The organism is Yinghuangia sp. YIM S10712 (assembly GCF_051388935.1).
Lineage (GTDB): Bacteria > Actinomycetota > Actinomycetes > Streptomycetales > Streptomycetaceae > Yinghuangia.
Genome location: NZ_JBPKBI010000001.1, coordinates 56,090 through 81,496, shown reverse-complemented (window position 1 = coordinate 81,496; position 25,407 = coordinate 56,090). Strand labels below are relative to the sequence as shown.

Below are 25,407 nucleotides of genomic sequence, written 5' to 3'. Positions count from 1 at the left end.
CTTACCCAGGCACACGCAGCTCCGAGCGGTCGGCGTCGATCCCCCGGTCTATCTCGGGCGTGATCTCCGCCTCGGTCGACTCCCACAGCACCGCGACGACGCCCCAGAAGAGCGCCAGAACGACGACGCCGAGCGCCCAGCCGGCGACCACATCGCTGAGGTAGTGGACGCCGAGTGCGATCCGCGTGAAGCCGACGCCGACCGCGGAGACCACGGCGGCCACGACCGCGTACGGGCGCACCCGGCGCGGCATCAGCGCCCACAGGCCGATCAGCAGCACGCCGCACCCCAGCACGCCGTTGAGCGCGTGGCCGGACGGAAACGACCAGCCGTGCGCGGTGTCCACCGGATCGACGAACATCGGCCGCTCGCGCGCGACCGCCAGCTTGCACAGCCCCCCGGCCGCGCCGCCGAGTGCCATCACTGTCACGACCCACACCGCCATGCGGCGCCTGCCACTCGTCCACAGGCCGAGCGCCAGGCCGGCCGCGAGGATGCGGAAGGTGATCGGGTCCCACACCCAGTCGGTGAGGATCCGCATCGCCTGGGTCGTCCCCGGGTTCTCACGAACCCATCCGTGCAGATCGCGGGCGACCTGCGCATCGATTTCGTACAGCGCGTCCCAGCCCGTGACGACCATCAACAGCAGCGCGAGGAAGACGGCAGCGGCGAGCAGCGCGAAATACGCGTGGCCGAAGCGATGCCACGGGCGTGTGGAATGGGTAAGCACTCCCCTTTGATACCTCCTTGTCCGCCGTGTGGGCGGGAAACCGGGGTTTGTGCGGCTGACCGGAACACATCTGTCGACAACCGGAGACGCGGAAGACACCGGGATGGATGCCGAGGTGGAATCCGAGGTGCGTGCCGGGTCGGCACCGAGGAGGCGTCCGCACACCGTCCGCGGGCCAAAAAACGATTGGTGACTCCCCGATAGGCTGTCGCCCGTGATCGACCTGCGACTGCTCCGTGAGGACCCCGACCGCGTCCGCGCCTCGCAGCGCGCGCGTGGTGAGGACGAGACCATCGTCGACCGCCTGCTCGCCGCCGACGAGCGCCGCCGGTCGTCGGCGACCGCGTTCGACCAACTGCGCGCCGAGCAGAAGAGCGTCGGCAAGCAGGTCTCCAAAGCCCAGGGCGACGAACGCGCGGCGCTGCTCGAGCGCGCCCAGGCACTCGCCGCCGACGTCAAGGCCGCCGACGCGGCGCAGGACGAGGCCGCGGCGGAGGCGCAGCGGCTGCTGCTCGAACTGTCCAACGTCGTCGAGGACGGCGTCCCGCCCGGCGGCGAGGACGACTTCGTGACGCTGGAGGAGGTCGGCACCCCGCGCGACTTCGCCGCCGAGGGCTTCGAGCCGAAGGACCACGTCGAGCTGGGCAGGCTGCTCGGCGCGATCGACGTCGAGCGGGCCGCGAAGGTCTCCGGCTCGCGCTTCTACTTCCTCACCGGCATTGGTGCGCTGCTGGAGCTCGCGCTCGTCAACATGGCGATGGCGCAGGCGGGCGCGGCGGGCTTCACACCGATGATCACCCCGGCACTGGTCCGGCCGCGCGCGATGGAGGCCACCGGGTTCCTGGGGCAGGCCGCCGAAAACGTCTTCCACCTCGAAAGGGACGACTACTACCTCGTCGGCACGGCCGAAGTCCCGCTCGGCGCCTACCACATGGACGAGATCCTGCCGGCGGGGCAGCTGCCGCTGCGGTACGCCGGGTTCTCGCCCTGCTTCCGCCGCGAGGCGGGCACCTACGGCAAGGACACGCGCGGCATCATCCGCGTCCACCAGTTCGACAAGGTGGAGATGTTCGTCTTCACCACGCCTGAGGAAGCCGCCGCCGAGCACCAGCGGCTGCTGGACTGGGAGAAGGAGTTCCTGACCTCGCTGGAGCTGCCGTTCCGCGTCATCGACACCGCCGCGGGCGACCTGGGGGCGTCGGCGGCCCGCAAGTACGACTGCGAGGCGTGGATCCCGACGCAGGGCAAATACCGCGAGGTCACCTCGACGTCGAACTGCACCGAGTTCCAGGCCCGCCGCCTCGCGGTGCGCATGCGCGACACCTCGGGCACGCGTCCGCTCGCGACCCTGAACGGCACACTGTGCGCGGTGCCGCGCACGATCGTCGCGATCCTGGAGAACCACCAGCGGCCCGACGGCTCGGTCACGGTCCCCGCCGCGCTGCGCCCGTTCCTGGGCGGTCGGGAGGTCCTGGAGCCGGTGGCCGCCACGTGACGTTCGGCCTGGTCGCCACCGACCTCGACGGCACACTCATCCACAACGACCACAGCGTCTCGGACCGTACGCGCGCCGCTCTGGCGGCCGTGGCCGAGGCCGGGGCGCACCACGTGATCGTCACGGGCCGCGCGGTGTCGTGGTCGCGCCCGGTCTTCGCGGCGCTCGGCTACACGGGCCTCGCGGTCTGCTCGCAGGGCGCGCAGGTCTACCACGCCGGGGAGGACCGGCTGCTGACCTCGGTGACGCTCGACCGCCAGGTCGCACAGGTGGCGATCGAGAAGCTGACCGCGAACCTGGGTCCGATGGCGGCGGCGGTCAGCCAGGCGGGGATCGACGGCGATGTGGTGGTCGACCGGACGTACCGCTACATGTTGGCGCTGCCGGTACGCACCGCGTCCGATCGCACGGAGTTGTGGGCCGAGCCGATCCTGAAGGCGTACGTCCAGCACCCCGACCTCACCGACGACGAACTCGTGGAGCGGGCACGGCAGATCTGCGACGGCCTGGTCGACGTGACACACGCCGGCGCGGGAATCGTCGAGCTGCTGCCGCCCGGTCTGTCGAAGTCGATCGGCCTGTCGCTCGTCGCTCGGCGGCTGGGTGTGAAGGCGGCGGAGACGATCGCGTTCGGGGACATGCCCAACGACGTGACGATGCTGCGGTGGGCGGGGCACGGCGTCGCGATGGCCAACGCGCATGCGTCGGTGAAGGCCGTCGCGGACGAGGTCACGGCGTCCAACGAGGAGGACGGCGTCGCGGCGGTGCTGGAGCGGATCTTCCCCGTCTGACCGTCGGACGAAGGGCCGCCGACCGGTGGCACTCGTGTGGCGACCGTTCCCCACGCTCGGATGAATTCCCGAGTACGGGGAACGGCCGGCCCACATGATCGGCGGTCCGACGCGGTGTCCCGCGCCACGGACGCCTCGGGCCGCGTGACCCTCAGCAGTTCTCGGCGGGCCGCGTCTGCGGCTCGGCGGTGGCGGGCGGTTCGACAGGCTGGGACGCCCGCACGCGGCGCAGCTCATCGGCCTCGTCGCGGACCGCGTCGAGCCTGACCTCCAGCGCGGCGACACGTTCGCGGTAGCGCTCCAGCTCGGCCCGGACGAATTCGGCGTCCGCCACCCGGCGGGCCGCGTCCTCCCGGATCGCGGCGGTCTCCTCCTCGAACTTCTGCTTCGCGGTGTCGAGCTCGGCGACAGCCATGTCGGCCGCCTCCTCGGCCAGTGTGGCCCGCTCCTCGGCGGCCAGGATCCGCTGCGCGGAGGCACGGGTGACCGTCTCGATCCGGGCCTCGGCCGCCGCGGAGTCGGTGATGATCGCCAACTCCTCGATGTAGGAGGGCAGGTCGGTGGAGAGCTGCTTGACCAGCGCGACCAAGGCCTCGCGTGACCGGGCGGTACGGTCGTCGTCACCGACGCCGGTCGCCGGTATCGCGGCCATGGCCGCCGCCATCTCGGCGACGGCCGCCTCAGCCGAAGCCGAAGCCGAAGCCGACGGTACTGGCTCGGCGTGCCCGTGCCCGTGCCCGTGCCCGGACCCCGGAGCGGTCGGTGCGGCGTACTCGGCGCCCGGCGCATGAACGCCCGTGGCCGCGTTGCCGACTTCGGCGGCCATGCGCTTGTCCGCCTTGCGCTGCTGCCGCTTGGCGCGGAACCTCCTGAACAGGCCGAGCGCGTTGTGCTCGGGGTGCGTGCAGAAGTGGTGCGTCGCGCCCTCGGTCCCGGGCTCGGCCGGCTGGGTGCAGCCCGGGTACGAGCAGGTGTGGGCGGGCTGGGCGGTTTGGGTGCTCATCGTGTGCCTCTCATCGCTGATGTGGTGAAGTTCCGGATCTCCCGGAACCGAACGGCGTCCGAAGCCCGCGGTCCGGCAACCGGTGCCCCTCGGGTGTTCGTCGCTCATGCCTCATCAGTGCGTTCGCGCCGTCGGACGTTACAGCGATGCGGAAATTGATTCTCGCCACGGCCGTACGGCGATGGTCCGGGCGTTCACGTGTAACGCTCGCGGCCCTTTCCGTCTCTGAGTACGGAGTCGACCCCGCCGACGCACAGAAACGGAAACGCCATGTCCCGAACCAAGCGCCGCGCTGTCCTGTGGATCACCACCGCCCTGGTGGTCGTGGCCGCGTCCGTCGGCCTCTACCTCTTCCAGCCGTGGCGGCTGTTCACCACGGTCCGGGTGAACGAGGCTCCTCCTGCCGCCGCCGTGCAACCGGGAGCCCCCGCGCCCGCCGCGGTCGAACACCTGGTGACCGGCATGTTCACTTCGCACGCACACGAAACCAGCGGCTCGGTTGCGGTCCTCGACCTCGGCGACGGGACGAGGACGCTGCGCCTGACGAACCTGCGCACCACGAACGGCCCGGCCCTGCACGTGTGGCTCAGCGACCAGCCGGTCAAGGGAAAGGGCGGCAACCTCGACGACGGCGAGCACATCGACCTCGGCTCCCTGAAGGGCAACGAGGGCAACCAGAACTACGCGATACCCGCGGGTACCGACCTCGGCAGGTTCTCCACGGTGACGATCTGGTGCGAGCGCTTCAGCGTGTCGTTCGGAGCGGCCGAACTGAACCGGCTCGCCTGAGTGCTCCTACCTTCGCCAGTCCCGGAACGCGGCGAGCAGGTGCGTCCTGGCGTCGGAGGAGATCCCCTCCGGGGTGAGCTCGCCCGTCGTGGCGATCGTCCGACGGAACTGATCGAGGTACACCTCGCACTTGGAGCACTCGGCCAGGTGGCCGACGAAGCGCTGCTCGTCTTCCTCCGACAGGGCGCCTTCGAGGAAGTCGGTCACCAGCTCCACGAACTCGTCGCAGTTCACGCTCGTTTCCTCCCGCCGGCCGCCTCGTGCGCATCGGACAGATACTTCTCCAGCTTGCCACGAAGCTGGGCCCTGGCCCGATGCAGGAGAACGCGCTGGTTCCCGGACGAGACCTCCAGCAGGGCGCAGACTTCCTCGGAGCCGTATCCCGCGATGTCGCGCAGCGTGATCACGGCGCGCAGGCGGGGCGGAAGCTCGTCGATCGCTTCCGTGATCACCTCGCGGACCTCGTCGCGCAGCACGTGGTTCTCGGGAATCTCCCAAGGCCGCGGCTCCTGCCCGACGGCCCAGTGCCCGGCATACGGTTCACCCGGCCCGCGGAACCGCGAGGGGTCCACCGTCGGACCGTCCTCGTCCGTGGTCAGACTGCCGAAGGGAACGGTCCGGCTCTCCTTGGTACCGCGCGCCTTGGCCGTGTTGACCAGAATGCGGTAGACCCAGGTCTTCAACGACGAACGGCCCTCGAAGTCGCCGATGCCCTTGATGACCGCCAGCCAGGTGTCCTGGACGGCCTCCTCTGCGGAGTCCCTGGTCGACACGAACGACGTCGCCAGCCGCAGCATGCCGCCCGACCACGTGTCCAGCACGAGGGCGAACGCTTCCTCGTCACCGTCACGCAGTCGCTGTACCAGGACTTCGTCCGGTGGCAGTTCCCGTCCGCCCGTCATCGCCCCCTCCTCACCGACCGTCAACTGGGAACGCCAGCCTAGGCGTTCGGCCGGTGGTACCGCTGTCGCCGTCGTCGTGAGCGGCCGCTTTCCGTCACAACGCCCGTACCTGCGGCAGGCCTTCGGTGACGATCCGGTCGAAAACGCTCGGGTCGGTGTCGAACACCGTTCCGGGCAGCGGCTCGTGGACCACGATCTCCGTGATCCCGACCTCGGCGTAACGCCCCGCGTAGTCGACGAACGCCCCCACCGAGTCGAGCGCGCGTTCGTCCGTCGAGCCCTGCAACAGGATGCGGCCGAGTTCGCCGGGGTCGCGGTTCTCGGCGGCGCAGGCGTCACCGAGGCGACGGATCTGGTCTTCGACATCGCCGACGTATTGCTCGGGAGTCAGCCCGGCGAGGCGTTTCGGGTCGCCGAACGTCACCCACGCCTGCCCCAGCCCGGCCGCGAGCCGCAGCCCGCGAGGCCCGGTCGCGGCGACGGCGAACGGGACACGGGGGCGTTGGACGCAGCCGGGGATCATGCGGGCTTCGTCGGCGGCGTAGTAGGCCCCTCGGTACGTGGTCGCGGGCCGCGTCAGGAGCCGGTCCATGAGGCCGACGAACTCCTCGAACCGCTCCTGGCGTTCGCGCGGAGGCCAGGTCCCGTGCCCGAGCACCGTGGCGTCGAATCCCGTACCTCCGGCACCGATGCCGAGCGTGACGCGCCCGTCCGAAAGATCGTCGAGGGTCATCACGTCCTTGGCAAAGGTCACCGGGTGCCGGAAGTTGGGCGACGATACGAGCGTCCCGAGCCGGATCCGCGAGGTGGCCGTCGCCGCGGCGGCGAGGGTGGGCACCGTGCCGAACCACGGCTGATCGCGGAACGTGCGCCACGAGAGGTGGTCGTACGTCCAGGCGCTGTCGAACCCCGCCGCTTCGGCGTCACGCCAGCGGCCGAGGGCTTCCTTGCCGCGATGGATCGGGAGGATCACCACACCGATGCGCATGGTGTCGGACCCTAGTACGGGCATCGCGTTCTCGTGTCGTCACGCGGCGCGTATCGGACGGGTACGGGAGGCCCGGTGCGGATGCTCAGGCCGGTTGCCTGATGCTCTCGATGATCCGTGCGAAGCCTTCTTCGCCGTGGCCCGCGTCGATCTGCCGTCGGATGAGGCCCTGGACCATCCCGATCACCTCGGTGCCGATGCCCTGCTCGGCACTGGCGGCCACGATGTGGCCGAGGTCGGAGAATTCGAGGCTCTGCTGCCCGGGGACGGTGTAGTCCCCGCCGTCGATGACCGCGGCGAACTCCTCGAATCCGCCGGTCATGGCGGTCAGCCACGGCGCGGCCATCGCGGCGAACTCGCCTGCCGTCACTCCGGCCGGCGCGACCATCGCGGCACCGTGCATGAAGCCGGCGAACATGACGTACATGCCCGCGAGGAGGGCGAGGTCGTACAGCGAGGCCAGCCCCGCGTCCGTACCGAAGTACGTGCTGGTTCCCCAGGTGTCCAGCAGCGGCTTGCACCGCTCGAACGCCTCGGCGGATCCGCTGTAGAGCAGCGAGGCCTCGGGCCGGCCGATCATGTGCGGTACGGCCATGATGCCGCCGTCCAGGTAGTCGACACCGGCCTCGGCGGCCCAGGTGGCGAACTCCCGCGCCTGCGCGGGCGAGGTCGTGGTGACGTTGACGAGCGTCCGTCCGGCGAGCTCGTCGACGAGCGGGTCGAGCACCTCGTGGACCGAGGCGTGGTCCAACAGGCACGCGATCACCACGTGGCTGCCCCGAACCGCGTCGCGGGCTGTGGCGGCGGCCTCCGCGCCCTGCTCGACGAGGGCGTCCGCCTTCCCGGGTGAGCGGTTCCAGACCGTTGTCGCGTACCCGGCCTTCACCAGGGCGCCCGCAAGAGCGCCGCCCATCGCGCCCAGCCCGAGAACACCGACGCGGACGCTGCTGCTGGTTGTCATTTCCCGTCTCCCTCTGCGTTCGTCGTTTCGTTTTGATCCTCTCCGCCACCGGTAAGGTTGACCAGTACGGACTAATTAGTGGGGTACTCACCTCAAGGTAAGTAAGGTTCGGAGGTACGCATGCCGCCATCAGCCCGACGCGGCCCCTACTTCTGCGGCATCGACGCGGCGATGGACGTCGTCACCGGCAAGTGGAAGTCGCTGATCCTGTGGGAGCTGCACCACCACGGCACCTGCCGCTTCGCCGAACTCCGCCGAGGCCTCCCGGGCGTCAGCGAGAAGATGCTCGTGCAGCACCTGCGCGAGATGGAGGAGGACGGCCTCGTGCATCGCGAGGTCTACCGCGAGGTGCCCCCCAAGGTCGAGTACTCCCTGACCGAGCACGGCATCTCGCTCAACGCCGCGCTGGCTCCCCTGGGAGCCTGGGGAACCGAGCGCATGCAGCGCATCGGCGCCGAAAAGATCTCAGTCGAGAGCCCGGTCGAGAGTTCGGTCAAGAGCTCGGTCGAGACCGCTGCGAGCCGGCAACCCGGCACCCCCGCACCCTAGGCTCGCCGGCACCGCGAGCTTTCGGTGCCGCGCGCACGTCGCGGCGGAATCGGCGCAGAACGTCGGCGGGCGCCGCCCTGCCGGTTCGGTGAGTGCGGGGCTGGGCGAGGATGGGGCGCGTGACTGGATCTTTGCGTCGTTTGCGACCGCGACTTGTGGCGACCGACCTGGACGGGACGATCGTCCGCAGCGACGGCACCATTTCGGAGCGCACGCTCGCCGCGCTCGTCGCCGTCGAGACGGCCGGGAGCGAGGTGGTGTTCGTGACCGGTCGGCCACCGCGGTGGATGGACAAGGTCGCGTCGGTGACCGGGCACCACGGGCTGGCGATCTGCGGCAACGGTGCCGTGGTCTACGACCTGCGCCGCGAACAGATCGTCGAGACCTATGCGATGGACGCGTCCGTCGCGCGCAAGGTCGTGGCGCTGATCAAGGCGGAGATCCCGGACGTGTGTTTCGCGGTGGAGACCGCGACCGGGTTCGCACACGAGCCGGAGTACCCGCCGTTGGAACGGGACCTTTCGGTGGTGCACGAGATCGCGTCGGTCGAGAACCTGCTCGACGGCCCGGTGCTCAAGCTGTTGGCGCGGCACACGTCACTCACCCCCGACGAGTTCCTGGTCCAGACGCGGGCGGCGGCCGGGCCCTACGCCGAGTTCACCCACTCGTCGAAGATCGCGCTCGTCGAGATCAGCGCGCTCGGCGTCAGCAAGGCGACCACGCTCGCGTCGTTCTGCGCCCGCCACGGCATCAGCGCCGACGAAGTGGTGGCGTTCGGCGACATGCCCAACGACCTGCCGATGCTGGCGTGGGCGGGGCAGTCGTACGCGGTCGCCAACGCGCATCCGACGGTTCTCGACGCGGTGGCGAACCATACGGCGAGCAACGATGCCGACGGGGTCGCCCAGGTTGTCGAGAAATTGTTCGCGTAACCGCACGTCATCAGACAAACACCCAGGGTCGATATACTCGGCGCTCTATGCACGCACCTCGGGCGGGGAGATCCCCGCTGGCCGCCATGCTCGGCTGCTACCGGGTCGGCGAGGCGGTGGGTTTCCGGCCGGTCTGCGAAGGGCTGCTGAACCGCGGTTACGAGGTCCGGACCACCGAGGGCCGCTGGTTCCTCAAGCACTACCTCGACCAGGCTCCGCAGAACATCGTGTTCCAACACCGGGCCACGGCTCGCCTGCGGGCCCGTGGGATTCCCGCATTGCCGCCGCTGGCCGCGCGCGACGGCGCCACCGCGCGGTGCGTGCGCGGGCGTTGGTTCGCACTGTTCCCGTGGGTCGAGGGCCGGCATCGCAGCGGTGCGGAGCTCGACGACGGCGAGTGCCGTGAGTTGGGTGCCCTGCTCGGCGGCGTGCACGCGACGCTCCGGCGGACGCTTCCGCCCGTGCAGCAACCGCTGTTCGCCCCCGCCGCCGACGCCGGCCACTCGATCGCGGTGGCGAACCGCCTGTTGGCCGGCATACGTGCGCGCCGCGTCCGCGAGCCCTTCGACGAGCTGGCCGAACACCGGCTCATCGAACGCCTGCGCATGCTGCGGCGGTTCGCCCACGCGGCTCCCACCGCCGCACCGCGCCAGGGGTACGTGCACGGCGACTTCCACCCGCTCAACCTGCTGTACGCCGACGGCTCCCCGGCCGCGATCATCGACTGGGACCGGCTTGCCGCGCTGCCGGACACCGAGGAAATGGTCCGCGCCGCGCTGCTGTTCTTCACCGCTCCCGGGACCGGCACGCTCGACCTGGCCCGCGTCCGCGCGTTCGTGCACGCGTACCGTGCGGTCTCCGACCCCGGCCCGGCGGATCTGACCACCGCCGTGCGGCGCCTGTGGTGGGAGCGCCTGAACGACTTCTGGATGCTCACCCGGCACTACGTCGAGCGCGACCACCGCTCCGACCCGCTGTTCCCCGCGTCGGCCGCACTGATCGTGTGGTGGACGCGGCACCATGAGGAGGTGCGGGACGCGTTCGTGCAGTGAACGCTCCGGCACCGAAAGCGCGCTCGCCACGGAAGCGGGGCGGGGCCGACCGTGTGGCGGCCCCGCCGCGACCGCTTGTCAGTTGCCGCCGCCGCCCGTGCCCGACGTGGGCGTCGGACCGCCGCTCGCAGGCGGCGGCGACCCACCGCCGCCCGTGGGCGTCGGGTTGCCGGCGCTCTGGCTCGGCGACGAACTGGCCGTCGTCTTGTCCGCCGTGGCCGAGGCCGACGTACTCGGGGGTTGCGTGGTGGTCGGCGTGACCGGCGCACCGCCCGGATTCGACGGCTGGTTGTTCGACTGCGTCCGCGTGTTGTTCTGCGAAGCGCGGGTCGGCTGGCTGGACGAGGCACCGACGTCGCTCGACTCCGCCGTCGCCGGCGGCTGCACGTTGGCGCCGGGGCCCGTGGACGGCGGCCCGCTCGTCAGCGTCGGAGTCGGATTGGTCGGATCATCCTTGCTGTTCTCGGCGTTCGAGCCGTCGGACAACGTGATCACCAAAAAGGTCACCCCGGCGATCACCGCGACCACCACCGCCACGACGATCGCGTAGGTCATGCCGCGCCGCCGAGGCTGGTCCTGCACCGCCGGCATCGCGCCTGTGCCGCCGTCGTTGACGGGAAGGCCGAGCGGGCCTGCCGGCATCGGCCCCGTCGCCTCCGGGCTGCCCGACACCGGGCCGCCCGCCAGACGCGCGGTCTGTTGGGCGCCGTTCGCGCCGCCCGGCGCCCAGACCGGCTGGGTACGGGTCTGGTTCCCCGGCGGCGCTATGTGCACCGCCTGCCCGGCCAGCGCGCGCCGTACGTCCATCCGGAACTCTTCGGCGGTCTGGTACCGGTCGTCGGGGTTCTTCGCGAGCGCCTTGAGCGTGATCGCGTCGAGGTGGGCGGGAATGCTCGCGTCGGCCGCCGACGGCGGCCGCGGGTCGTCCTGCACATGCTGGTAGACGACCGACAACGGCGTATCGCCGTTGAACGGCGGTCGCAGCGCGAGGAGTTCGTAAAGCAGGCAGCCGCTGGAGTACAAGTCGCTGCGGGCGTCGACGGTACGGCCGAGTGCCTGCTCGGGGGAGAGGTACTGCGGCGTGCCCATGACCATGCCCGTCTGGGTCATGGTCGTCGCGGCGCTGTGCATCGCACGCGCGATGCCGAAGTCCATCACCTTCACCGAACCGCTGTTGGTGATGATGACGTTGGCCGGCTTGATGTCGCGGTGGATGATGCCGTGCCGGTGGCTGTATTCGAGGGCCTCCAGGACGCCTTCGGTGATCCGCAGCGCCTGCTCCTGCGGTATCGGCGCGCCCTCGACGAGGAGTTCGCGCACGGTGCGCCCCTCCACGCACTCCATCACGATGAACGGCACCAGCTCGTCGCCGACGCGGTCCTCGCCGGTGTCGTACACCGACACGATCGCCGGGTGGTTGAGCGACGCGGCGTTCTGCGCCTCGCGGCCGAACCGCGATCGTGCGACCGGATCCTGGGCAAGGTCCGGGCGGAGAGTCTTGACCGCGACGGTCCGGCCCAACCGGACGTCGTGGGCCATGCTCACCTCGGCCATACCGCCCCGGCCGAGCTGACGCCCCAACTCGTAGCGTCCCGTGCCGACGGTCCTGACCTTCGTTCCGGAGATCTCGTCGTCCGGGCCCTGCGGCTGACCCATCACTCCTCGCCGTCCGTCTCGTCACGGTCCGCCGGGAACGGACTCGCTCGTCCCGCCGATCGCCGGGTTCTCATAGGCACGCCGGATCCCGGCCCGTACGCACATGGCATTGTCCCGCCAATCCGGTATCCGAGTCACCGTACCGGCAGCCGACGCGCGCCATCAGGCTACGCGGTTCCGGGTGAAGAGAGATAACTCACCGCCGACGCACTCCGGTCCGGTGACGTCGGCCGGACAGCGGCTGTCGGGCTCGGGCGCGCATGACGCTACCCCAAGACGACGACGAGCACCGAGGCGAGTACGCACGCCGTGAGCGCGAAGGCACTCAACATCACGCGCCGGCGCGCCCGGATCCGCCGCCGGGCCGCCCGTCCGCCGCGCGAATCCTCGGGGCCGCGACGTGCGTCGGTTCGCTCGCGCGGCCGGCCGTTCCGAGCCCCCTTGCCTGACGTTCGGTCAGGTACGAGACGGGTCACGGCGGATCGCATCTCGGCCGCCCCCGCGAACCGCAACTGCGGGTCCTTGCGCAGCGCGTGCAGGACCAAGTCGTCGACCGCGCCGGGCACATCGCGATAGGCGGACGGCGGCAGAGCCTCGTCGCGCACGTGTTTGGAGGCCACGGAGATCGCGCTGTCCCCGTCGAACGGCACGGTGCCGACGAGGAGTTCGTACAGCAGGCAGCCCACCGAGTAGACGTCGCTGCGCGGCGACGCCGGATGCCCGAGCGCCTGCTCCGGGGAGAAGTACTGCGGAGTGCCCATGATGTGTCCGACCGCGGTGAGCGGTGCCACGTCGCCGTCCAGCACCCGCGCGATGCCGAAGTCCATGACCTTGACCGCGCCGTCCGCGGTCACCATGACGTTCACCGGCTTGATGTCGCGGTGCACGATGCCGCGCGCGTGGCTGTAGTCCAGCGCGTCCAACACCCTCGCCGCGATGCGCAGCGCCCGGCGCCACGGCAGCGGGCCCTCGCGGCGCAGCAGCGCGCGCAGGGTGTGGCCCCGGACCAGCTCCATGACGATCCACGGCACGGGGCCGGTCGGCCCGGGGTCCTCGCCGGTGTCGTAGACGCGGACGATCGCGGGGTGGTCGAGCGCTGCGGCGTGCTGTGCCTCACGCGCGAAGCGCGACCGCGCGACGGTGTCCTCGGCGAGTTCGGGGCGCAGCCGTTTGACCGCGACGATGCGGTCCAGGGCCCGGTCGTGCGCCTCGTGGACGACAGCCATGCCGCCGCCCCCGATGCGGCGCAGTGTGCGGTAGCGTCCGCCGCCGAAGGTCGAGCCGGAGAACTCGTCGTGCCGGTCGTGCACCATCTGCGGCCCCCGAAAGTTGGTGCGCTGCGCCCAGGCGGCTGCCGGGGATCCGCGCATCCCGTCAGGCAGGACGCGCGGATCCCCGACGCGATTGCTCAGAGATACGGACCGGACGCGGTGGGTCCCGCCTCGCCCGGCCGTCCCGGCATCGTCGCACCGGGCGGCAGTGCCCGGCGCATGGTCTCCAACTGCGCGCGTGCCGCCATCTGTTGGGCGAACAACGCGGTCTGGATCCCGTGGAACAACCCCTCAAGCCAGCCGACGAGCTGGGCCTGCGCGATGCGCAGCTCGGCTTCGGTGGGCACGTTGTCCTCGTTGAACGGCAGCGTCAGGCGCTCCAGCTCCTCGACCAGCTCGGGGGCGAGGCCCTTTTCGAGCTCCTTGATCGAGCCCTTGTGGATGTCCGCGAGCCGTACGCGGCTGGCCTCGTCGAGGGGCGCCGCGCGGACTTCCTCAAGAAGTTGCTTGATCATGCTGCCGATCCGCATGACCTTCGCCGGCTGCTCGACCATGTCGGTGACCGCGAGTTCGCCGTTCTCCCCACCCTCGGCGCCGCTCACCGCCATGCCGTCGGGCCCGACGATCAGGACATGGGGGTTGTCGTCCTGCGTTTCCTTGTTCGGCATGTTCATGAGCACCATCCTCCCCCGTCCGCGCCGGGAGCCGCCACGGGGCCGGTCACCGGCGCGGGAGGAGGACGGGAAGACCGGACGGATCAGCCCGTTCGCGTGCGGTTCAGCTCGCGCGAGCGTGTGAAGAGCGCCGCGACGGCCGCCGCGAGCAGAGGTACCAGCACGACCGCGAGACCCATCTCGGCCCACGGCACGATCACGGGTATCTCCCGCACGTCGGGAATATTCATGAACTCTCCGTGTTCGATCGCGGACTTGCGGTAGCTCTCGTGGATCTCCGCCTCCTTCCACCGCAGGGCCGCGGCCGGGAGCAGACCGACCACGACCCCGAGCCCGGTGCCGATGAGGGCGATGACCCAGCTCTGCGCGGCGGAGAGGGTACGGCGGACTCTCGGCGGCGCGCCGACCGCACCGAGCGTGGCCAGGTCGCGGCGGCTGTCCGCGAGCGCGAGCCCGGTGGCCACGCCGGCCGCGCCGAGCGCTACCACGATCGTCGCGGTGGCCAGCAGCAGGATCTGCGTGCTCGGGCGGCCCTGGTAGCCGCGTTCGATCGACAAGGACGCCGATCCGAGGGCGCTGACGGCGTCGCGGGCCCGCTGTTCGGCGGCCTCGCCGGGCATCTCGGTGGTGTCGTACAGCAGTTGGAGGTCGGTGACGGCAACGCCGGTGGCCCGTGCGGCCTCTTCGCCGAGGACGGCAGTCGTGTACGCGTCGCCGGGCGGGTCGACGTAGACGCCGGGGACGGTGATCGTGCGCGGCGGCGGGGGCTCCTCCGGCACCGCAGCGGTCTCGAAGGCGGCAGGGTCCGCCTCGACCGCGTGGCCGGTGGAGATCTCGACGGTCACCTTGCCGTCGTGCAGCAGGCTCTTGTCGAAGACCACCGCGCCGGTGCGGAGCGCGTCCGCGATGCGGCCGTCGTCGGCGCCGGTGATGCGGCGTACCAACTCGGCGTCGCCGACCGGAAGTCCGAAGCCGGCATGGCTTGACAGCGGGTCGGCGCAGCGCGGGTCCTTGCGTGCCGCGGCGATCTGCGCGGGCGTCGGCTGTTGCGTCGACGGGGCGGAACGGGCGTAGAGCGGGCACTCGTTGGGCGGCGGTACGACCACCCGGACGGACAGGCACTCCTGCTGCGCTTCCGGACAGGAGTGCCCGAAGCCGCGCACGAGGCCTTCCCCGGTGACCGGCAGGGTCTCCTCGACCGCTCGGCGCAAGGCGTCGACCCGCTGCCCGGACCCGTCCAGCAGCACCGCGACCTGGCCCTTTCGCGCGAACTGCCGGTACTGCTCGCGCTCGTCGTGCTCCGTCCCGGCCCAGTACGCCGTGACCGACACCGCCCCCGCGATCGCCGCCATGACCGCCGCCACGGCCGGTGCGGTGCGCGGCCGGTTGCGAGCCGCGTCCCGCAGTGCGAGGCGCGGGGTCAGCGGCAGGAAGCGGCCGAGGCGCCCGGCGGCGCCGAGCAGCATGGGGCAGCAGGCGATGAGCCCGAGTTCGGCGAGCACACACCCGGTCAGCAGGACCGCGTCGCTGGGTGCGACGCGCGCGCCGTGGTAGGCGAGGCCGAGCCCGACGGCGCCCAGTGCGGCACCGGTGATCGGCAGCGCCTTGGAGCCGTGGCGTACACCGCGGCGCCCGGTGAGGGAATCGACGACGTTCTCGCGGGCCGCGAGGAACGCCGGAACCCACGCCGCGACCACACCGATGACCAGGCCGAGCAAGGCGACCGCGAGCAGTTCGGTCGGACGCGCGTCGAAGTGGCCGAGACGCTTGCCGGATGTCTCTCCGAACCAGTCGCGCATGAGCCACGCCGCCGCCGCGCCGAGCGTCGTGCCCAGGATGCCCGCGACGACGCCCAGCACCACGCCGTCAGCCAGCACGATGGTCCGGATGTGCCGCCGGTCGCCGCCCGCGACGCCGACCAGGCCCAGGTCGCGCCGCCTGCGCCGGGCGCCGACGGCGAAGGCGGGGCCGGCCAGCAGGACGACTTCGAGGAGGGCCATGCCGATCACGACGACGGTGACGGCGAGAGTGAACTCGCCGAAGGTGTCCTCGTACGCCTCGGCCCGGTACGGGACTTCGCTGTCCGGCGGATCCTGCGCGGCGGCCTCCCGCGAGGTCGCGACGATGCCGGTCTCGTTGAGCTTGCGCACGTGCTCCCAGCGGTACGCCCCGGGCGGCGCGTCGACGAAGTACTCCGTCCGCAGCTCGCTTTGGGGGTCGGCCACGGCGCGGTCGAGCACGGCACCCGGCATCGTGAAGGCCTGCCGGGCGTCGAGTTCGTCGGGCAGTTCGACGGTGCCCACGATCGTGAAGACCTTGCCGGTCGCGAGTTCGGTGACCTTGCCGCCGATCTTCAGGCCGCCCGCGTCCAGCAGTTTGTCGGTGACCGCGACCTCGTCGGCGGTGCGCGGTGCGCGGCCCCCGGTCTGGTCGACGACGCCGCGTGCGATGGGCGCGGCGTAGTCGAATTCGTTGAGGAGCGTGCTGGTCAGGCCGTAGGCGGTGCGGATCGCGACGGTTCCCGAGGCCCGGGTGAGCACGGTGGACCCGGCGGGGATGGTGGCGCGCACGTCGGGTGGGGCCGGCTCGGCGGCCGTGCCCGGGACACCGGTTCCTGCTCCCGAGAGACCGGGTGTCTCCCACGCGTCGATGCTGACCCGGTTGTCGCTGCCGTCCGCCGGGTCCTGCGTGACCGGGCGCCCGCCGACGCCCAGGTCCCACACGAGCGCGTCGGCCCGGCCGAGGACACGGGTGAGGCGTTCGCCGGTGTCGAGTTGCTGGCTGCGGTAGGTGATGACGGCCGCGCTCGCGGCGAAGACGGGCAGCGCGACCATGAGCACGATGAGCAGGCTGCGGCCCTTCGAGCGCCAGGCCTCGCGGCGCGCGATGCGCAGCGCGGCACGCCATGCGGGCAGGCTCATGGTGCGCAGTCCCTGCTGAGCAGCGAGTCGGCCGTGTCCGTGCGGCCGGTGTCGTCGACGAGACGTCCGTCGCGCAGGAACACGATGCGGTCCGCCCAAGCCGCGTGCCGGGCCTCGTGGGTCACCAGGACCGCGGCCGCGCCCGCGTCGCAACGGGCCCGCAGCACGCGCAGGACCGCCTCGCCGGTGGCCGAGTCGAGCGCGCCGGTGGGTTCATCGGCGAGGACGAGGCGTCGTTCGCCGACGAGCGCGCGTGCGATGGCGACGCGCTGCTGCTGCCCGCCGGACATGTCGTCGGGGAAGCGTTCGGCGAGTTCCGGAATGCCGACCTCGGCGAGCGCGGCGTCGGCGGCCGTGCGGGCCTTGCGGGCGGGTGTGCCGTCGAGTTCGAGCGGCAGGGCCACGTTCTCGGCCGCGGTGAGCGCGGGAATGAGGTTGAGGTCCTGGAACACGTAGCCGATGCTGCGGCGGCGCAGCGCGGCCTGTTTACGGCGCGACATGCCGGAGATCTCCTCGCCTTCGACGAGCACCGCTCCGGTGGTCGGGCTGTCGAGGCCGCCGGCCAGCATGAGCAGCGTCGACTTGCCGGAGCCGGACGGGCCCATGACGGCGAGCAGTTCGCCCGCGCCGACGCTGAGATCGACACCGACCAGGCTCTCCACGCGGGTGGGGCCGGTGCCGTACGTCCGTCCCAGGGCGCGCAGTTCGAGCACGGGCCGGGTCATCGCCTCCCTCCGCGCAGGCCGCGTCGCCGCGAGGGACGCCCGCCGTCGGCCACGTCGCGTTCGTCGCCGGGCGCCGCCGTGTCGGGCAGCGGTGCGGCCTGCGGCGCGACCAGGTCGCGGCGGGCGATTCTCGCCTCGCAGTGGTCGAGCCAGCGCACCTCGGCCTCGGCTTGGAACACCAGGCTCTCCAGGACGAGTTGCCACGCAAGGTCGTCTTCGGCCGCGCGAACTTTGAGACGCGTGTAGTCCTGGAGCGCGCGCAGCGTGTGGGTGCGCTGGCTCTGCACGACCGCGGCGACGTCGACGCCGGGGACGGTGACGGCCATCGCGAGTTTGATGGCGAGTTCGTCCCGCGGACGTCCGGCGCGCGAGACGGGTTCGTCGAACCAGGTGTGCAGTTCGCGGCGGCCGGCGTCGGTGATGCGGTAGAAGACGTGGCCTTCGCCGTCTTCGCCGTCGGGCGTGACGAGGCCGTCCCGGTCCAGGCGTCCGAGCGTCGTGTAGACCTGCCCGACGTTGAGCGGCCAGGTCGATCCGGTGCGGGACTCGAACTCGGCGCGCAGTTGGTAGCCGTAGCGCGGCCCTTGGTCGAGGAGCGCGAGCAGTCCGTGCTTGATAGACATACTGAGTATGTATACCGAGTATGCTCGGGGCCGCAAGAGGCCGGCTGAGGCGCGAACGTCTTGCGGAGGAAGCCGGGTTCGGGCGACAGGCCGCGTGCCCGGGGCTCAGATGCAGATGAGATCGATGTTGATTCTGTGCGTCTGCGCGTTGACCGCCGGTTGCAGTATCCGAAGCTGCACGGTGGCCTTGATCCGCGCACCGCTGTACAGAATGCCGACCGGCCACGGGATCGTGAGGCTCTGCTGCCGCTTCCCGTCGCCGGTGAAGTGCAGTTGGTCCGGGGGCCACGAGCGCACGTCGTCGAAGTACCACTGGTACACGACGTCGCCCTCGCCGCCGTCGACGAGCACGGTCGCGGTGATCATGATTTCGTCGCGGCCGTTGCACCGGACATGTGCGCCCGTGCCGCGGCTGCCGGTCAGCATGACGCCGACCACCTTGAGCGGCGCCGTGGTGTAAATTTCGCCCGGCCGACCGTCGTCCCCACCCTGCGGGTTCGAACCGCCGTCGCTCTGCGGCGGGTTCGCGGGAGCCGGCGCGTCGGGGAACACGGTCACGGTCGCCGGGGGGTCCTGGCGAGGCGTGGTCGGCGCCGGGGTGGGCGCGCGTGTCGACGGCACAGGATCGGTGGTCCGCACGCCCGGTTCCGGTGTCGCGACGGCCGGTGCGGGCGTCGGCGCGAGCTGTGCGGGGGGTGTGGCGGACGGTTCCGACGGTGTGGGCGAGCCCTGTTCCTGGGCCGGGAGCTGCGGCGGGATGCCGACCGGCTCGGAGGGCGCGGCGTGCTCGGTGCCGCCTTGCGAGCCGTAGAAGTTCACCAGGGTGAGAACGCCCACCATGAGAAGCGCAATCACCACCGGGCCGATCGGAACGCGCCGGATGAAGGCACGGATTGTGCGCATCCGGCCTCCCTTCCCGCCCGTGGTCCTGCCCCCTGCCGGCTAGGGGGCGCGTCCCAGCCCACGGCTGGGGGCGCGGCGGCACTGCCGGAAACTATCGCGAATCCGGTGCCGACGTCTCCGATGTGACCGCCTTGATGAGACTGCACTGTTCTCGGGACGCGCACCAGACACCCCGCGTTCCGGACGCTACCCCCCGCTCGGACGTGTCATGGCGGCACCTCCGCCGCGTCCGGCGAGCCGTGACAGCCCGGGCCTTCGAGGTGACGGTTCGTCACCACCCCTGGCGCACGGATGGTTTCGGCATCCGCGACGAACGCGCAATCAGCCTCGGCGGGGCCGACAAGCGGCGGTGACGTACACGACCGCCGCACCGGCGAGGATGAACAGCAGGCCCACGAGACCGATCGGCACTGCCGCACCCGTGCCCGTGTCGGGCAGTCCCGTCGGCGGCGGCGACGGGACCGCGGACGGCTCCGGGGCGGGAGGGAAAACCGGGGGCTGCGTTGAAGCAAGCGCACTGTCGTCGAGATACCACGCGAGCAGGCGTCCGCCGGAGCGCACGGCGCTCACGCCGGGGCGCGGACCGGGAAGAACTTCGAGCCCGGCCGCGCGCAGCGCGTCGATCCCGTCCGGGCCGCCCGACAGCACGAGTTCGCGGTCGGCGGTCAGCGCGGGCGCCCCGGCGGCGTCCGGCACCGGCACGATGCCGTACGGCGCGACCTTGGCCAGCAGCGCGTCGCGCTCCTCACGGCTGGGCGCGGAACCGGCGGGACGCTGCGGGATGGCGTGGCCGAGCGGCGACTGCCCAGGCGCGTCCGACCGGTTCGGGTCGGGATCCGGCACCAGGTCGGGCGGGTCGGCACGGGGTGCGATGTCGCCGACGCCGATCGCCGTGGGGACCGCGGACGACGGCGCGGGCTCCGGCACGGCGGCCCCGGTCGCGGCGCCGGGAGCGGCTGTCGAGGCGGCGAGGGGGGCGACGAGGGCGGTGAACGCGAGGCACGCCAGGACGGTGCGGATCCGTGTCGGATATGGCTTGCGCACAGCGACCCTTCCAGCGCTTCCGAAACCGGAACGTACCGGCGGTGACGGAAGCCTAGAAAAATCGGACTAGTCATTCAATAAGGGGCATTGCACAGCCGGGATTCGGCCATCCAAGATCACCCGATCGATGCAGCGCACTCGGTCACACGTTCGCAGCCCCGGCGCGGTGGGCAGGCCGCCGAGCGCGGCCGGACGCATCCGCGAGGCGGCGCTTCGGGACCACCGGGGCCGACGTCGGCGCGGCCTGCCGCCACTCGCGAGGCCTGCCGGGGCCGCGCCGGCCCCGGCAGGGACGAAGGCCCCGGCGTCAGGCCCCGACCGTCAAGATGACCTTGCCGATGTGCGCGCTGGACTCGACGAGACGGTGCGCCTCGACCGCCTCCGTGATCGGCAGCTTCCGGTCCACGACCGGCCGCACGCGGTCTGCGGCGATCAGCGGCCACACGTGCTCGCGTACCGCCGCGACGATCGCCGTCTTCTCGGCGAGCGGACGCGCCCGCAGCGACGTCGCCGCGAGCGCCGCACGCTTGGTGAGGAGCTTGTTCAGGTCGATCTCGGCCTTGCGGCCACCCTGGAGGCCGATGACGACGAGGCGGCCGTTGACGGCGAGTGCGTCGACATTGCGCGCAAGATACTTGGCGCCCATGTTGTCCAGGATCACGTCGACGCCCGCGCCGCCCGTCTCCTCGGCGATCCGCGCCACGAAGTCCTCGTTGCGGTAGTCGATCGCGACGTCGGCGCCCAGGGCACGGCAGCGGTCGAGCTTCTCCGCGCTCCCCGCGGTGGTGAAGATCTTCGCGCCGACCGCGCGCGCCAACTGGATCGCCATCGTGCCCACGCCGCTGGACCCGCCGTGCACCAAAAACGATTCGCCCGGACGCAGGTGCGCGACCATGAAGACGTTCGACCACACCGTCGCGGTCACCTCGGGCAGCGCCGCGGCCTCCACCACGCCGACACCGTCCGGCACCGGGAGCAACTGACCCACAGGAACACGGACATACTGCGCATAACCGCCGCCCGCAAGCAGCGCGCACACCTCGTCGCCGACCCCCCAGCCGGCGACTCCGGCACCGAGCTTCACGATCCGACCCGACGCCTCCAGGCCCGGATACTCCGACGCACCCGGCGGCGGCGCGTAGAAGCCCTGCCGCTGCATCAGGTCGGCACGGTTGACCGCCGTGGCCGCCACCTCGACCAACACCTCGCCCGGCCCCGGCTCCTCGTCCGGTACCTCGGTCCAGGTCAGCACCTCGGGCCCACCCGGGCTTCCGATCGTGATCGCGTACAACGGCCTTGCTCCCTCTCGTCGTTCCGGTGACCGGTTCCTCGTCACCCGTCAATTCCCGTGCGCCGGCTCACGCCCCGGTTCCCGGCCGGGGCCGGGACGCCCCGGAGTTCGGCTCGCCGACGCTGCGGATCACCACGAGCCGGTCGCCCGCGGCCAGCTTGGACACCTCCGGGTCGTCGTGCCGCAGCATGCGGTGACCGCGCACCACCGCGACCACGAGGTCCCGGCACTGCGCCGGCGACTTGCCGGCTTCTCTTTTGTCGACCGGCCGTTCGATCAGATCCATGCCCGAGCCGTAGTGCAGCAGGTCCTCGACGACCTCGCCGACGTTGGGGCTGAGCATCGACACGCCCAGCAGGCGCCCCGCCGCACTCGCGGTGGTCACGACCGAGTCCGCGCCGCTCTGCCGGATCAGCGGCGAGTTCTCGTCCTCGCGCACCGCCACCACGATCCACGCCCGCCGATTGAGCTGACGGCCCGTCAGGGTGACCAGCGCGGCGGTGTCGTCGCGGTTGACCGAGACGATCAGGTTGCGGGCCCGCTCGAACTCGGCCCGGCGCAGCACCTCGGCGCGCGTCGCGTCGCCGGTCACCACGACCAGCCCGTCCTGCTCCGACGCGTACGCCGCCGCCTCCTGGTCCGCGTCGACGACCACGATGCGCTCCTTCGGCACCCCCTGCGCGAGCAGCGTGTGGATCGCGCTGTAGCCCGTGGTGCCGTACCCGACGACGACTGTGTGGTCGCGCAACGTGGACCTCCAGCGGGACAGCCGCCACTGCTCCCGGGTGCGTTCGGTGAGGACTTCGAGGGTGGTGCCGACCAGGATGATCAGGAACATCACGCGCAGCGGCGTGACGACCAGGATGTTGACCAGCCGAGCGGATTCGCTCGCCGGGACGATGTCGCCGTAACCGGTCGTCGACAGCGTCACCGTCGCGTAGTACGCGGCGTCGAGGAACGACAGCGTGGTGCCGGTGTTGTCCTTGTAGCCGTCGCGGTCGAGATAGACGATCACGATCGTCAGGAACAGCACGCCGAGCGCCATCGCGAAGCGGCGCAGCACCTGGTGCAGCGGACCCGGCCGGTCGCGGGGAATGCTGATCGCCTCGGCGCCCGGCCCGACCATGGGCGGGTTGTCGATCGGCCTCCGCCGGCCGGCCCGCGGCAGCGGACGCGCCAAAGCCCCCATCGGTCCCCGGCGGTCCGAGGGCTGCTCGTCCGGCAGACGCACCGTCTTCATCGCGGCACCCGCAGAACTTCGGCGCGGTCGCCCGCGCGCAGACCGCCGGGTGGCACCACGGCCATGCCGTCCGCGACCGCGAAGCCGCGCAGCATCGCGGGCCCCGAGAAATGCAGCGGCACGTCTCCCGTCAGCGGCACGATCCGGGTGTCGCGCGGATGCCCGGTGACCGCGGCAGCCACCCGGACCCGGCGCGAGCGCTCGGCGGGACGCCCCGACAGGCGGCGCAGCAGCGGCACCGCGAGTGTGAGCATGCCCGACACCGCGGCCAGCGGATTGCCGGGAAGCGCGACCAGGAACCTGCCGGCCCCCGGCCGAGGGCCCGGCAGGTGTGCGAGCGCCATCGGATGCCCCGGTCGCACGGCGACACCGTCGACCAGAAGTTCGGCGCGCAGGTCGTGCAGGAGCGGATGCACGTGGTCGACGGGGCCGCCGGCCGTCCCGCCGGTGGTGATGACGACGTCCGCCTGCGAGGACTCCACCGCGAGGCGGAGCGCGGGCAGGTCGTCGCCGATCCGGCGCACGCGCCGCACGTCGGCGCCCAGCGCCCGCAGCCATGGCGTCAGCAGGGGGCCGAGGGCGTCCCGCACCCGGCCGTCGCGCGGCGGACCGGCCTCCAGAAGCTCGTCGCCGAGCACAAGCACGTCGACGCGGGGACGGTCGATCACGATCAACTCGTCGTACCCGGCAGCCGCGGCGAGTCCGGCCACACCCGGCGTCACCACCGTGCCGGCCGGCAGCAGCTCGTCCCCGGAGCGGCACTCCTGGCCCTGCGGACGCACGTCGCCGCCCTGCTGCGCGTCGCCGAACAGCAACCGGTCGTCGACCTTGCTGCGCTCGCTGCGCAGCACGCCGGTCGCGCCGCGCGGCAGCCGCGCCCCGGTGGCGATCTCCACCGCCTCGCCGTCCGCGAGCGTGCCGACCGCGTCGGAGTCGTCGCCGGCCAGCACGCGACCGCGCACCCGCCAGGGGCCCGGCCCCGCGACGGCCCAGCCGTCCATCGCCGACGTGTCGAACGGCGGGAGGTCGGTGAGCGCGGTCAACGGCCGCGCCAGCACGTGGTCGCGAGCGTGGTGCAGCGTGCGCGACACCGTGGGCAGCGGGCGGCCGGCCGCGCGTGCCCTCGCCCGTGCGTCTGGCCATGGGAGGCTGTGCCCGGGGGTCACTGCTCGGTGTCCGGATCCGGTCGCCGATAAGCGGCCGCCAGGGCCTCGGCCTTGCGCAGCGCGTCGGCGACGGCCGCCTCGCCGCCGCCCGCTCGGGCCGCCGCGTAGCCGACCAGGAACGCGGTGAGCGGCGCGGCGGGGCGTACGACGTTGTGCGCCGCGACCTTGGTCATGTCGAGCAACGCGGCGATGTCGACGTCGAGTTCCACGCCGAGTTCGGCCTTGACGGCCTCGATCCAGTCCTCCAGCACGTCTTCCATCCTCCCGGATCGGGCTCTGGCCGCGCGTAGCTGGGGCCAGGTGTCACAGTCGAAGGCCGCCAGCGCCGGGTCGGCCACCCGGAGCAGGTCGAGCGGCGCGACCAGGCGCCGCAGCGCCGCGCCGTGCGGGTTTCCGACGGCGTCGAGCGCGGCACGAAGCGCGGTCGTACGGTAGGCGGCCAGCAGCGGCTGGTCGCGCCCGTCGGCGTCGACGAGCAGGGCGCCGTCACGTGCGGGCGTCGCCGGTGACCCTTCGGCGGCCGTCAACAAAAGCCCTGTCACCGCCTGGGTCACGAACGGCAGGTCGGCGGCCAGGACCACCACGACGCGGGCCTCGACCTCGGCGAGACCCGCCGCGAGCGCGGCCACCGGGCCGCCGCCCGGCGGGTCCTCGCGGACCCAGGTCACCGGCTCCCGGGTCGTCCGCTCCGGACCGACGACGACCACGCGGCGCGCGCCCGCACAGGCCTCGACCGCGCGGTCGAGCAGTGTCCGGCCGCCGACCGTCAGCGCGGGTTTGTCGCGTCCCCCCAGGCGCCGGGCGGCTCCGCCGGCGAGGATCACGGCGTCGTGGGGCTCCCCGCGCCGCGCCGGGGCCCGCGTCGCGCGCCCGGCGGTCACAGCCGCTCCTGCGACCAGCGGAACAGGGCCATGGCCACGGTCGTGGCGAGGTTGAAGCTGGACACGCCGGGCTGCATCGGCACCGCGAACCGCCGGACCGCGCGCGCCCGCATCGCGGGCGAGAGGCCGTGCCGCTCCGAGCCGAACACCAGCACGGCATCGTCGGGGACGTGCACAGCGCGCAGGTCCTCGCCGTGCGGATCCAGCACGTGCACCGGGCCGGCGGGCAGCTCGTCGGGGTCGAATCGCGCGACCGCGGTGGCGAAGTGGAGGCCTGCGCTGCCGCGGACGACGTTGGCGTGCCAAGGGTCCATCGTTCCGGTCGTGGCGACGCCCGTGACGCCGAAGCCCGCGGCGAGCCGGATCACGGCCCCGACGTTGCCGAGATTCCGCGGGTTCTCCAACACCACGACGGGCGCCGGGCGCGGCGTGCGGTCGAACGCCGCACGGACCGCGTCGGACGCCGGGAGGCCCGCGAGCGCCGCGATCCCGGTGGGGTGGACGCGCGGGACCAGCCTGCCGAGGGTTTCCTCCGGCACCTCCGTGATCAGCGCGTCCAGCCGGTCGGTGATGTCGCCGGACAGCTCCTCGGCCATCGCCAGCGCGGCTTTACGGTCGGCGGCGACCACCACGCGCACGTCGGCGCCGAAGCGCACGGCGTGCTTGAGGGCGTGGAACCCGTCCAGCAACACCGCACCGGGCACCGCCGCGCGCCACCGCTGTTCGATCTCCGTCGCCATGGGAGTGAGCCTAGTGCGGTGGCCACAAAGGTTTGCCGGTTCTCGTCGTCCGGTGCCGTGCACCGCAAGGCGCAGGGCCG

The 25,407-nt window shown here is 71.9% G+C and carries 25 protein-coding genes; 6 read left to right on the top strand and 19 right to left on the bottom strand.

Annotated features, from left to right (window positions below):
- Position 1 precedes the first annotated feature (1 nt).
- Positions 2 to 730 carry a phosphatase PAP2 family protein gene (locus ACRX5W_RS00430; RefSeq protein WP_436785844.1) on the bottom strand — a complete coding sequence of 243 codons (729 nt, stop codon included), beginning with the start codon at positions 728 to 730 and terminating at the stop codon, positions 2 to 4.
- A gap of 214 nt (positions 731 to 944) precedes the next feature.
- On the opposite strand from ACRX5W_RS00430, the gene serS reads away from it, so the two are divergent.
- Both serS and ACRX5W_RS00420 read left to right on the top strand, forming a co-directional pair.
- On the top strand, positions 945 to 2,225 hold the full coding sequence (gene serS, locus ACRX5W_RS00425) for a serine--tRNA ligase (RefSeq protein ID WP_436785843.1): 1,281 nt from the start codon (positions 945 to 947) through the stop codon (positions 2,223 to 2,225).
- Entirely contained in the window at positions 2,222 to 3,016 is a 795-nt protein-coding gene (locus tag ACRX5W_RS00420; protein WP_436785842.1) for an HAD family hydrolase, read from the top strand. Before serS ends, ACRX5W_RS00420 begins: the two co-directional genes overlap by 4 nt.
- 151 nt (positions 3,017 to 3,167) lie before the next feature.
- Here ACRX5W_RS00420 and ACRX5W_RS00415 read toward each other — a convergent pair whose 3' ends face one another.
- Positions 3,168 to 4,019 (bottom strand): hypothetical protein, encoded by an 852-nt coding sequence (locus ACRX5W_RS00415; protein ID WP_436785841.1) that lies wholly within the window; start codon positions 4,017 to 4,019, stop codon positions 3,168 to 3,170.
- Between the two features lie 270 nt (positions 4,020 to 4,289).
- On the opposite strand from ACRX5W_RS00415, the gene ACRX5W_RS00410 reads away from it, so the two are divergent.
- Positions 4,290 to 4,808: a DM13 domain-containing protein gene (locus tag ACRX5W_RS00410; RefSeq protein ID WP_436785840.1), complete on the top strand. Its 519-nt coding sequence runs from the start codon at positions 4,290 to 4,292 to the stop codon at positions 4,806 to 4,808.
- Positions 4,809 to 4,814: 6 nt separating this feature from the next.
- On the opposite strand, the gene ACRX5W_RS00405 is transcribed toward ACRX5W_RS00410, so the two are convergent.
- From ACRX5W_RS00405 to ACRX5W_RS00390, 4 genes are all read right to left on the bottom strand, one after another.
- Positions 4,815 to 5,042: an anti-sigma factor family protein gene (locus ACRX5W_RS00405; RefSeq protein ID WP_436785839.1), complete on the bottom strand. Its 228-nt coding sequence runs from the start codon at positions 5,040 to 5,042 to the stop codon at positions 4,815 to 4,817.
- Positions 5,039 to 5,710 (bottom strand): RNA polymerase sigma factor, encoded by a 672-nt coding sequence (locus tag ACRX5W_RS00400; protein ID WP_436785838.1) that lies wholly within the window; start codon positions 5,708 to 5,710, stop codon positions 5,039 to 5,041. The genes ACRX5W_RS00405 and ACRX5W_RS00400 overlap by 4 nt, the downstream gene beginning before the upstream one ends.
- 94 nt (positions 5,711 to 5,804) lie before the next feature.
- Complete coding sequence (locus ACRX5W_RS00395) at positions 5,805 to 6,698, bottom strand: LLM class flavin-dependent oxidoreductase (RefSeq protein ID WP_436785837.1); 894 nt, start codon at positions 6,696 to 6,698, stop codon at positions 5,805 to 5,807.
- Positions 6,699 to 6,783: 85 nt separating this feature from the next.
- Positions 6,784 to 7,659 carry an NAD(P)-dependent oxidoreductase gene (locus ACRX5W_RS00390; RefSeq protein ID WP_436785836.1) on the bottom strand — a complete coding sequence of 292 codons (876 nt, stop codon included), beginning with the start codon at positions 7,657 to 7,659 and terminating at the stop codon, positions 6,784 to 6,786.
- 120 nt (positions 7,660 to 7,779) lie between these two features.
- On the opposite strand from ACRX5W_RS00390, the gene ACRX5W_RS00385 reads away from it, so the two are divergent.
- The 3 genes from ACRX5W_RS00385 to ACRX5W_RS00375 all read left to right on the top strand — a co-directional run bounded on the left by ACRX5W_RS00385 (position 7,780) and on the right by ACRX5W_RS00375 (position 10,192).
- Positions 7,780 to 8,208, top strand: coding sequence for a winged helix-turn-helix transcriptional regulator (locus tag ACRX5W_RS00385; RefSeq protein ID WP_436785835.1), 429 nt, complete (start codon positions 7,780 to 7,782; stop codon positions 8,206 to 8,208).
- A 119-nt stretch (positions 8,209 to 8,327) separates the two neighbouring features.
- Positions 8,328 to 9,140: an HAD family hydrolase gene (locus ACRX5W_RS00380; protein WP_436785834.1), complete on the top strand. Its 813-nt coding sequence runs from the start codon at positions 8,328 to 8,330 to the stop codon at positions 9,138 to 9,140.
- A gap of 47 nt (positions 9,141 to 9,187) precedes the next feature.
- Positions 9,188 to 10,192 carry a phosphotransferase enzyme family protein gene (locus ACRX5W_RS00375; protein WP_436785833.1) on the top strand — a complete coding sequence of 335 codons (1,005 nt, stop codon included), beginning with the start codon at positions 9,188 to 9,190 and terminating at the stop codon, positions 10,190 to 10,192.
- A gap of 78 nt (positions 10,193 to 10,270) precedes the next feature.
- On the opposite strand, the gene ACRX5W_RS00370 is transcribed toward ACRX5W_RS00375, so the two are convergent.
- From ACRX5W_RS00370 to ACRX5W_RS00310, 13 genes are all read right to left on the bottom strand, one after another.
- On the bottom strand, positions 10,271 to 11,848 hold the full coding sequence (locus ACRX5W_RS00370) for a protein kinase domain-containing protein (protein ID WP_436785832.1): 1,578 nt from the start codon (positions 11,846 to 11,848) through the stop codon (positions 10,271 to 10,273).
- 266 nt (positions 11,849 to 12,114) lie between these two features.
- Positions 12,115 to 13,218: a protein kinase domain-containing protein gene (locus ACRX5W_RS00365; protein ID WP_436785831.1), complete on the bottom strand. Its 1,104-nt coding sequence runs from the start codon at positions 13,216 to 13,218 to the stop codon at positions 12,115 to 12,117.
- A 38-nt stretch (positions 13,219 to 13,256) separates the two neighbouring features.
- Positions 13,257 to 13,793 (bottom strand): bacterial proteasome activator family protein, encoded by a 537-nt coding sequence (locus ACRX5W_RS00360; RefSeq protein WP_436785830.1) that lies wholly within the window; start codon positions 13,791 to 13,793, stop codon positions 13,257 to 13,259.
- Between the two features lie 83 nt (positions 13,794 to 13,876).
- Complete coding sequence (locus tag ACRX5W_RS00355; protein ID WP_436785829.1) at positions 13,877 to 16,714, bottom strand: FtsX-like permease family protein; 2,838 nt, start codon at positions 16,712 to 16,714, stop codon at positions 13,877 to 13,879.
- Positions 16,711 to 17,439 (bottom strand): ABC transporter ATP-binding protein, encoded by a 729-nt coding sequence (locus tag ACRX5W_RS00350; RefSeq protein ID WP_436785828.1) that lies wholly within the window; start codon positions 17,437 to 17,439, stop codon positions 16,711 to 16,713. Before ACRX5W_RS00350 ends, ACRX5W_RS00355 begins: the two co-directional genes overlap by 4 nt.
- Positions 17,436 to 18,062 (bottom strand): PadR family transcriptional regulator, encoded by a 627-nt coding sequence (locus tag ACRX5W_RS00345; protein WP_436785827.1) that lies wholly within the window; start codon positions 18,060 to 18,062, stop codon positions 17,436 to 17,438. The genes ACRX5W_RS00350 and ACRX5W_RS00345 overlap by 4 nt, the downstream gene beginning before the upstream one ends.
- 105 nt (positions 18,063 to 18,167) lie before the next feature.
- The gene (locus ACRX5W_RS00340; RefSeq protein ID WP_436785826.1) at positions 18,168 to 18,965 is read right to left on the bottom strand and encodes a hypothetical protein; all 798 of its coding nucleotides are present in this window, start codon (positions 18,963 to 18,965) and stop codon (positions 18,168 to 18,170) included.
- A 321-nt stretch (positions 18,966 to 19,286) separates the two neighbouring features.
- A complete protein-coding gene (locus tag ACRX5W_RS00335; RefSeq protein ID WP_436785825.1) occupies positions 19,287 to 20,009 on the bottom strand; it encodes a hypothetical protein in 723 nt (240 codons plus the stop codon).
- A gap of 307 nt (positions 20,010 to 20,316) precedes the next feature.
- On the bottom strand, positions 20,317 to 21,300 hold the full coding sequence (locus tag ACRX5W_RS00330; protein ID WP_436785824.1) for an NAD(P)H-quinone oxidoreductase: 984 nt from the start codon (positions 21,298 to 21,300) through the stop codon (positions 20,317 to 20,319).
- A gap of 67 nt (positions 21,301 to 21,367) precedes the next feature.
- The gene (locus ACRX5W_RS00325) at positions 21,368 to 22,426 is read right to left on the bottom strand and encodes a potassium channel family protein (RefSeq protein WP_436786737.1); all 1,059 of its coding nucleotides are present in this window, start codon (positions 22,424 to 22,426) and stop codon (positions 21,368 to 21,370) included.
- A gap of 110 nt (positions 22,427 to 22,536) precedes the next feature.
- Positions 22,537 to 23,706, bottom strand: coding sequence for a molybdopterin molybdotransferase MoeA (locus ACRX5W_RS00320; RefSeq protein WP_436785823.1), 1,170 nt, complete (start codon positions 23,704 to 23,706; stop codon positions 22,537 to 22,539).
- Positions 23,703 to 24,587, bottom strand: coding sequence for an NTP transferase domain-containing protein (locus ACRX5W_RS00315; protein WP_436785822.1), 885 nt, complete (start codon positions 24,585 to 24,587; stop codon positions 23,703 to 23,705). The genes ACRX5W_RS00320 and ACRX5W_RS00315 overlap by 4 nt, the downstream gene beginning before the upstream one ends.
- Positions 24,584 to 25,327, bottom strand: coding sequence for a TrmH family RNA methyltransferase (locus ACRX5W_RS00310; RefSeq protein WP_436785821.1), 744 nt, complete (start codon positions 25,325 to 25,327; stop codon positions 24,584 to 24,586). Before ACRX5W_RS00310 ends, ACRX5W_RS00315 begins: the two co-directional genes overlap by 4 nt.
- Positions 25,328 to 25,407: the final 80 nt, after the last annotated feature.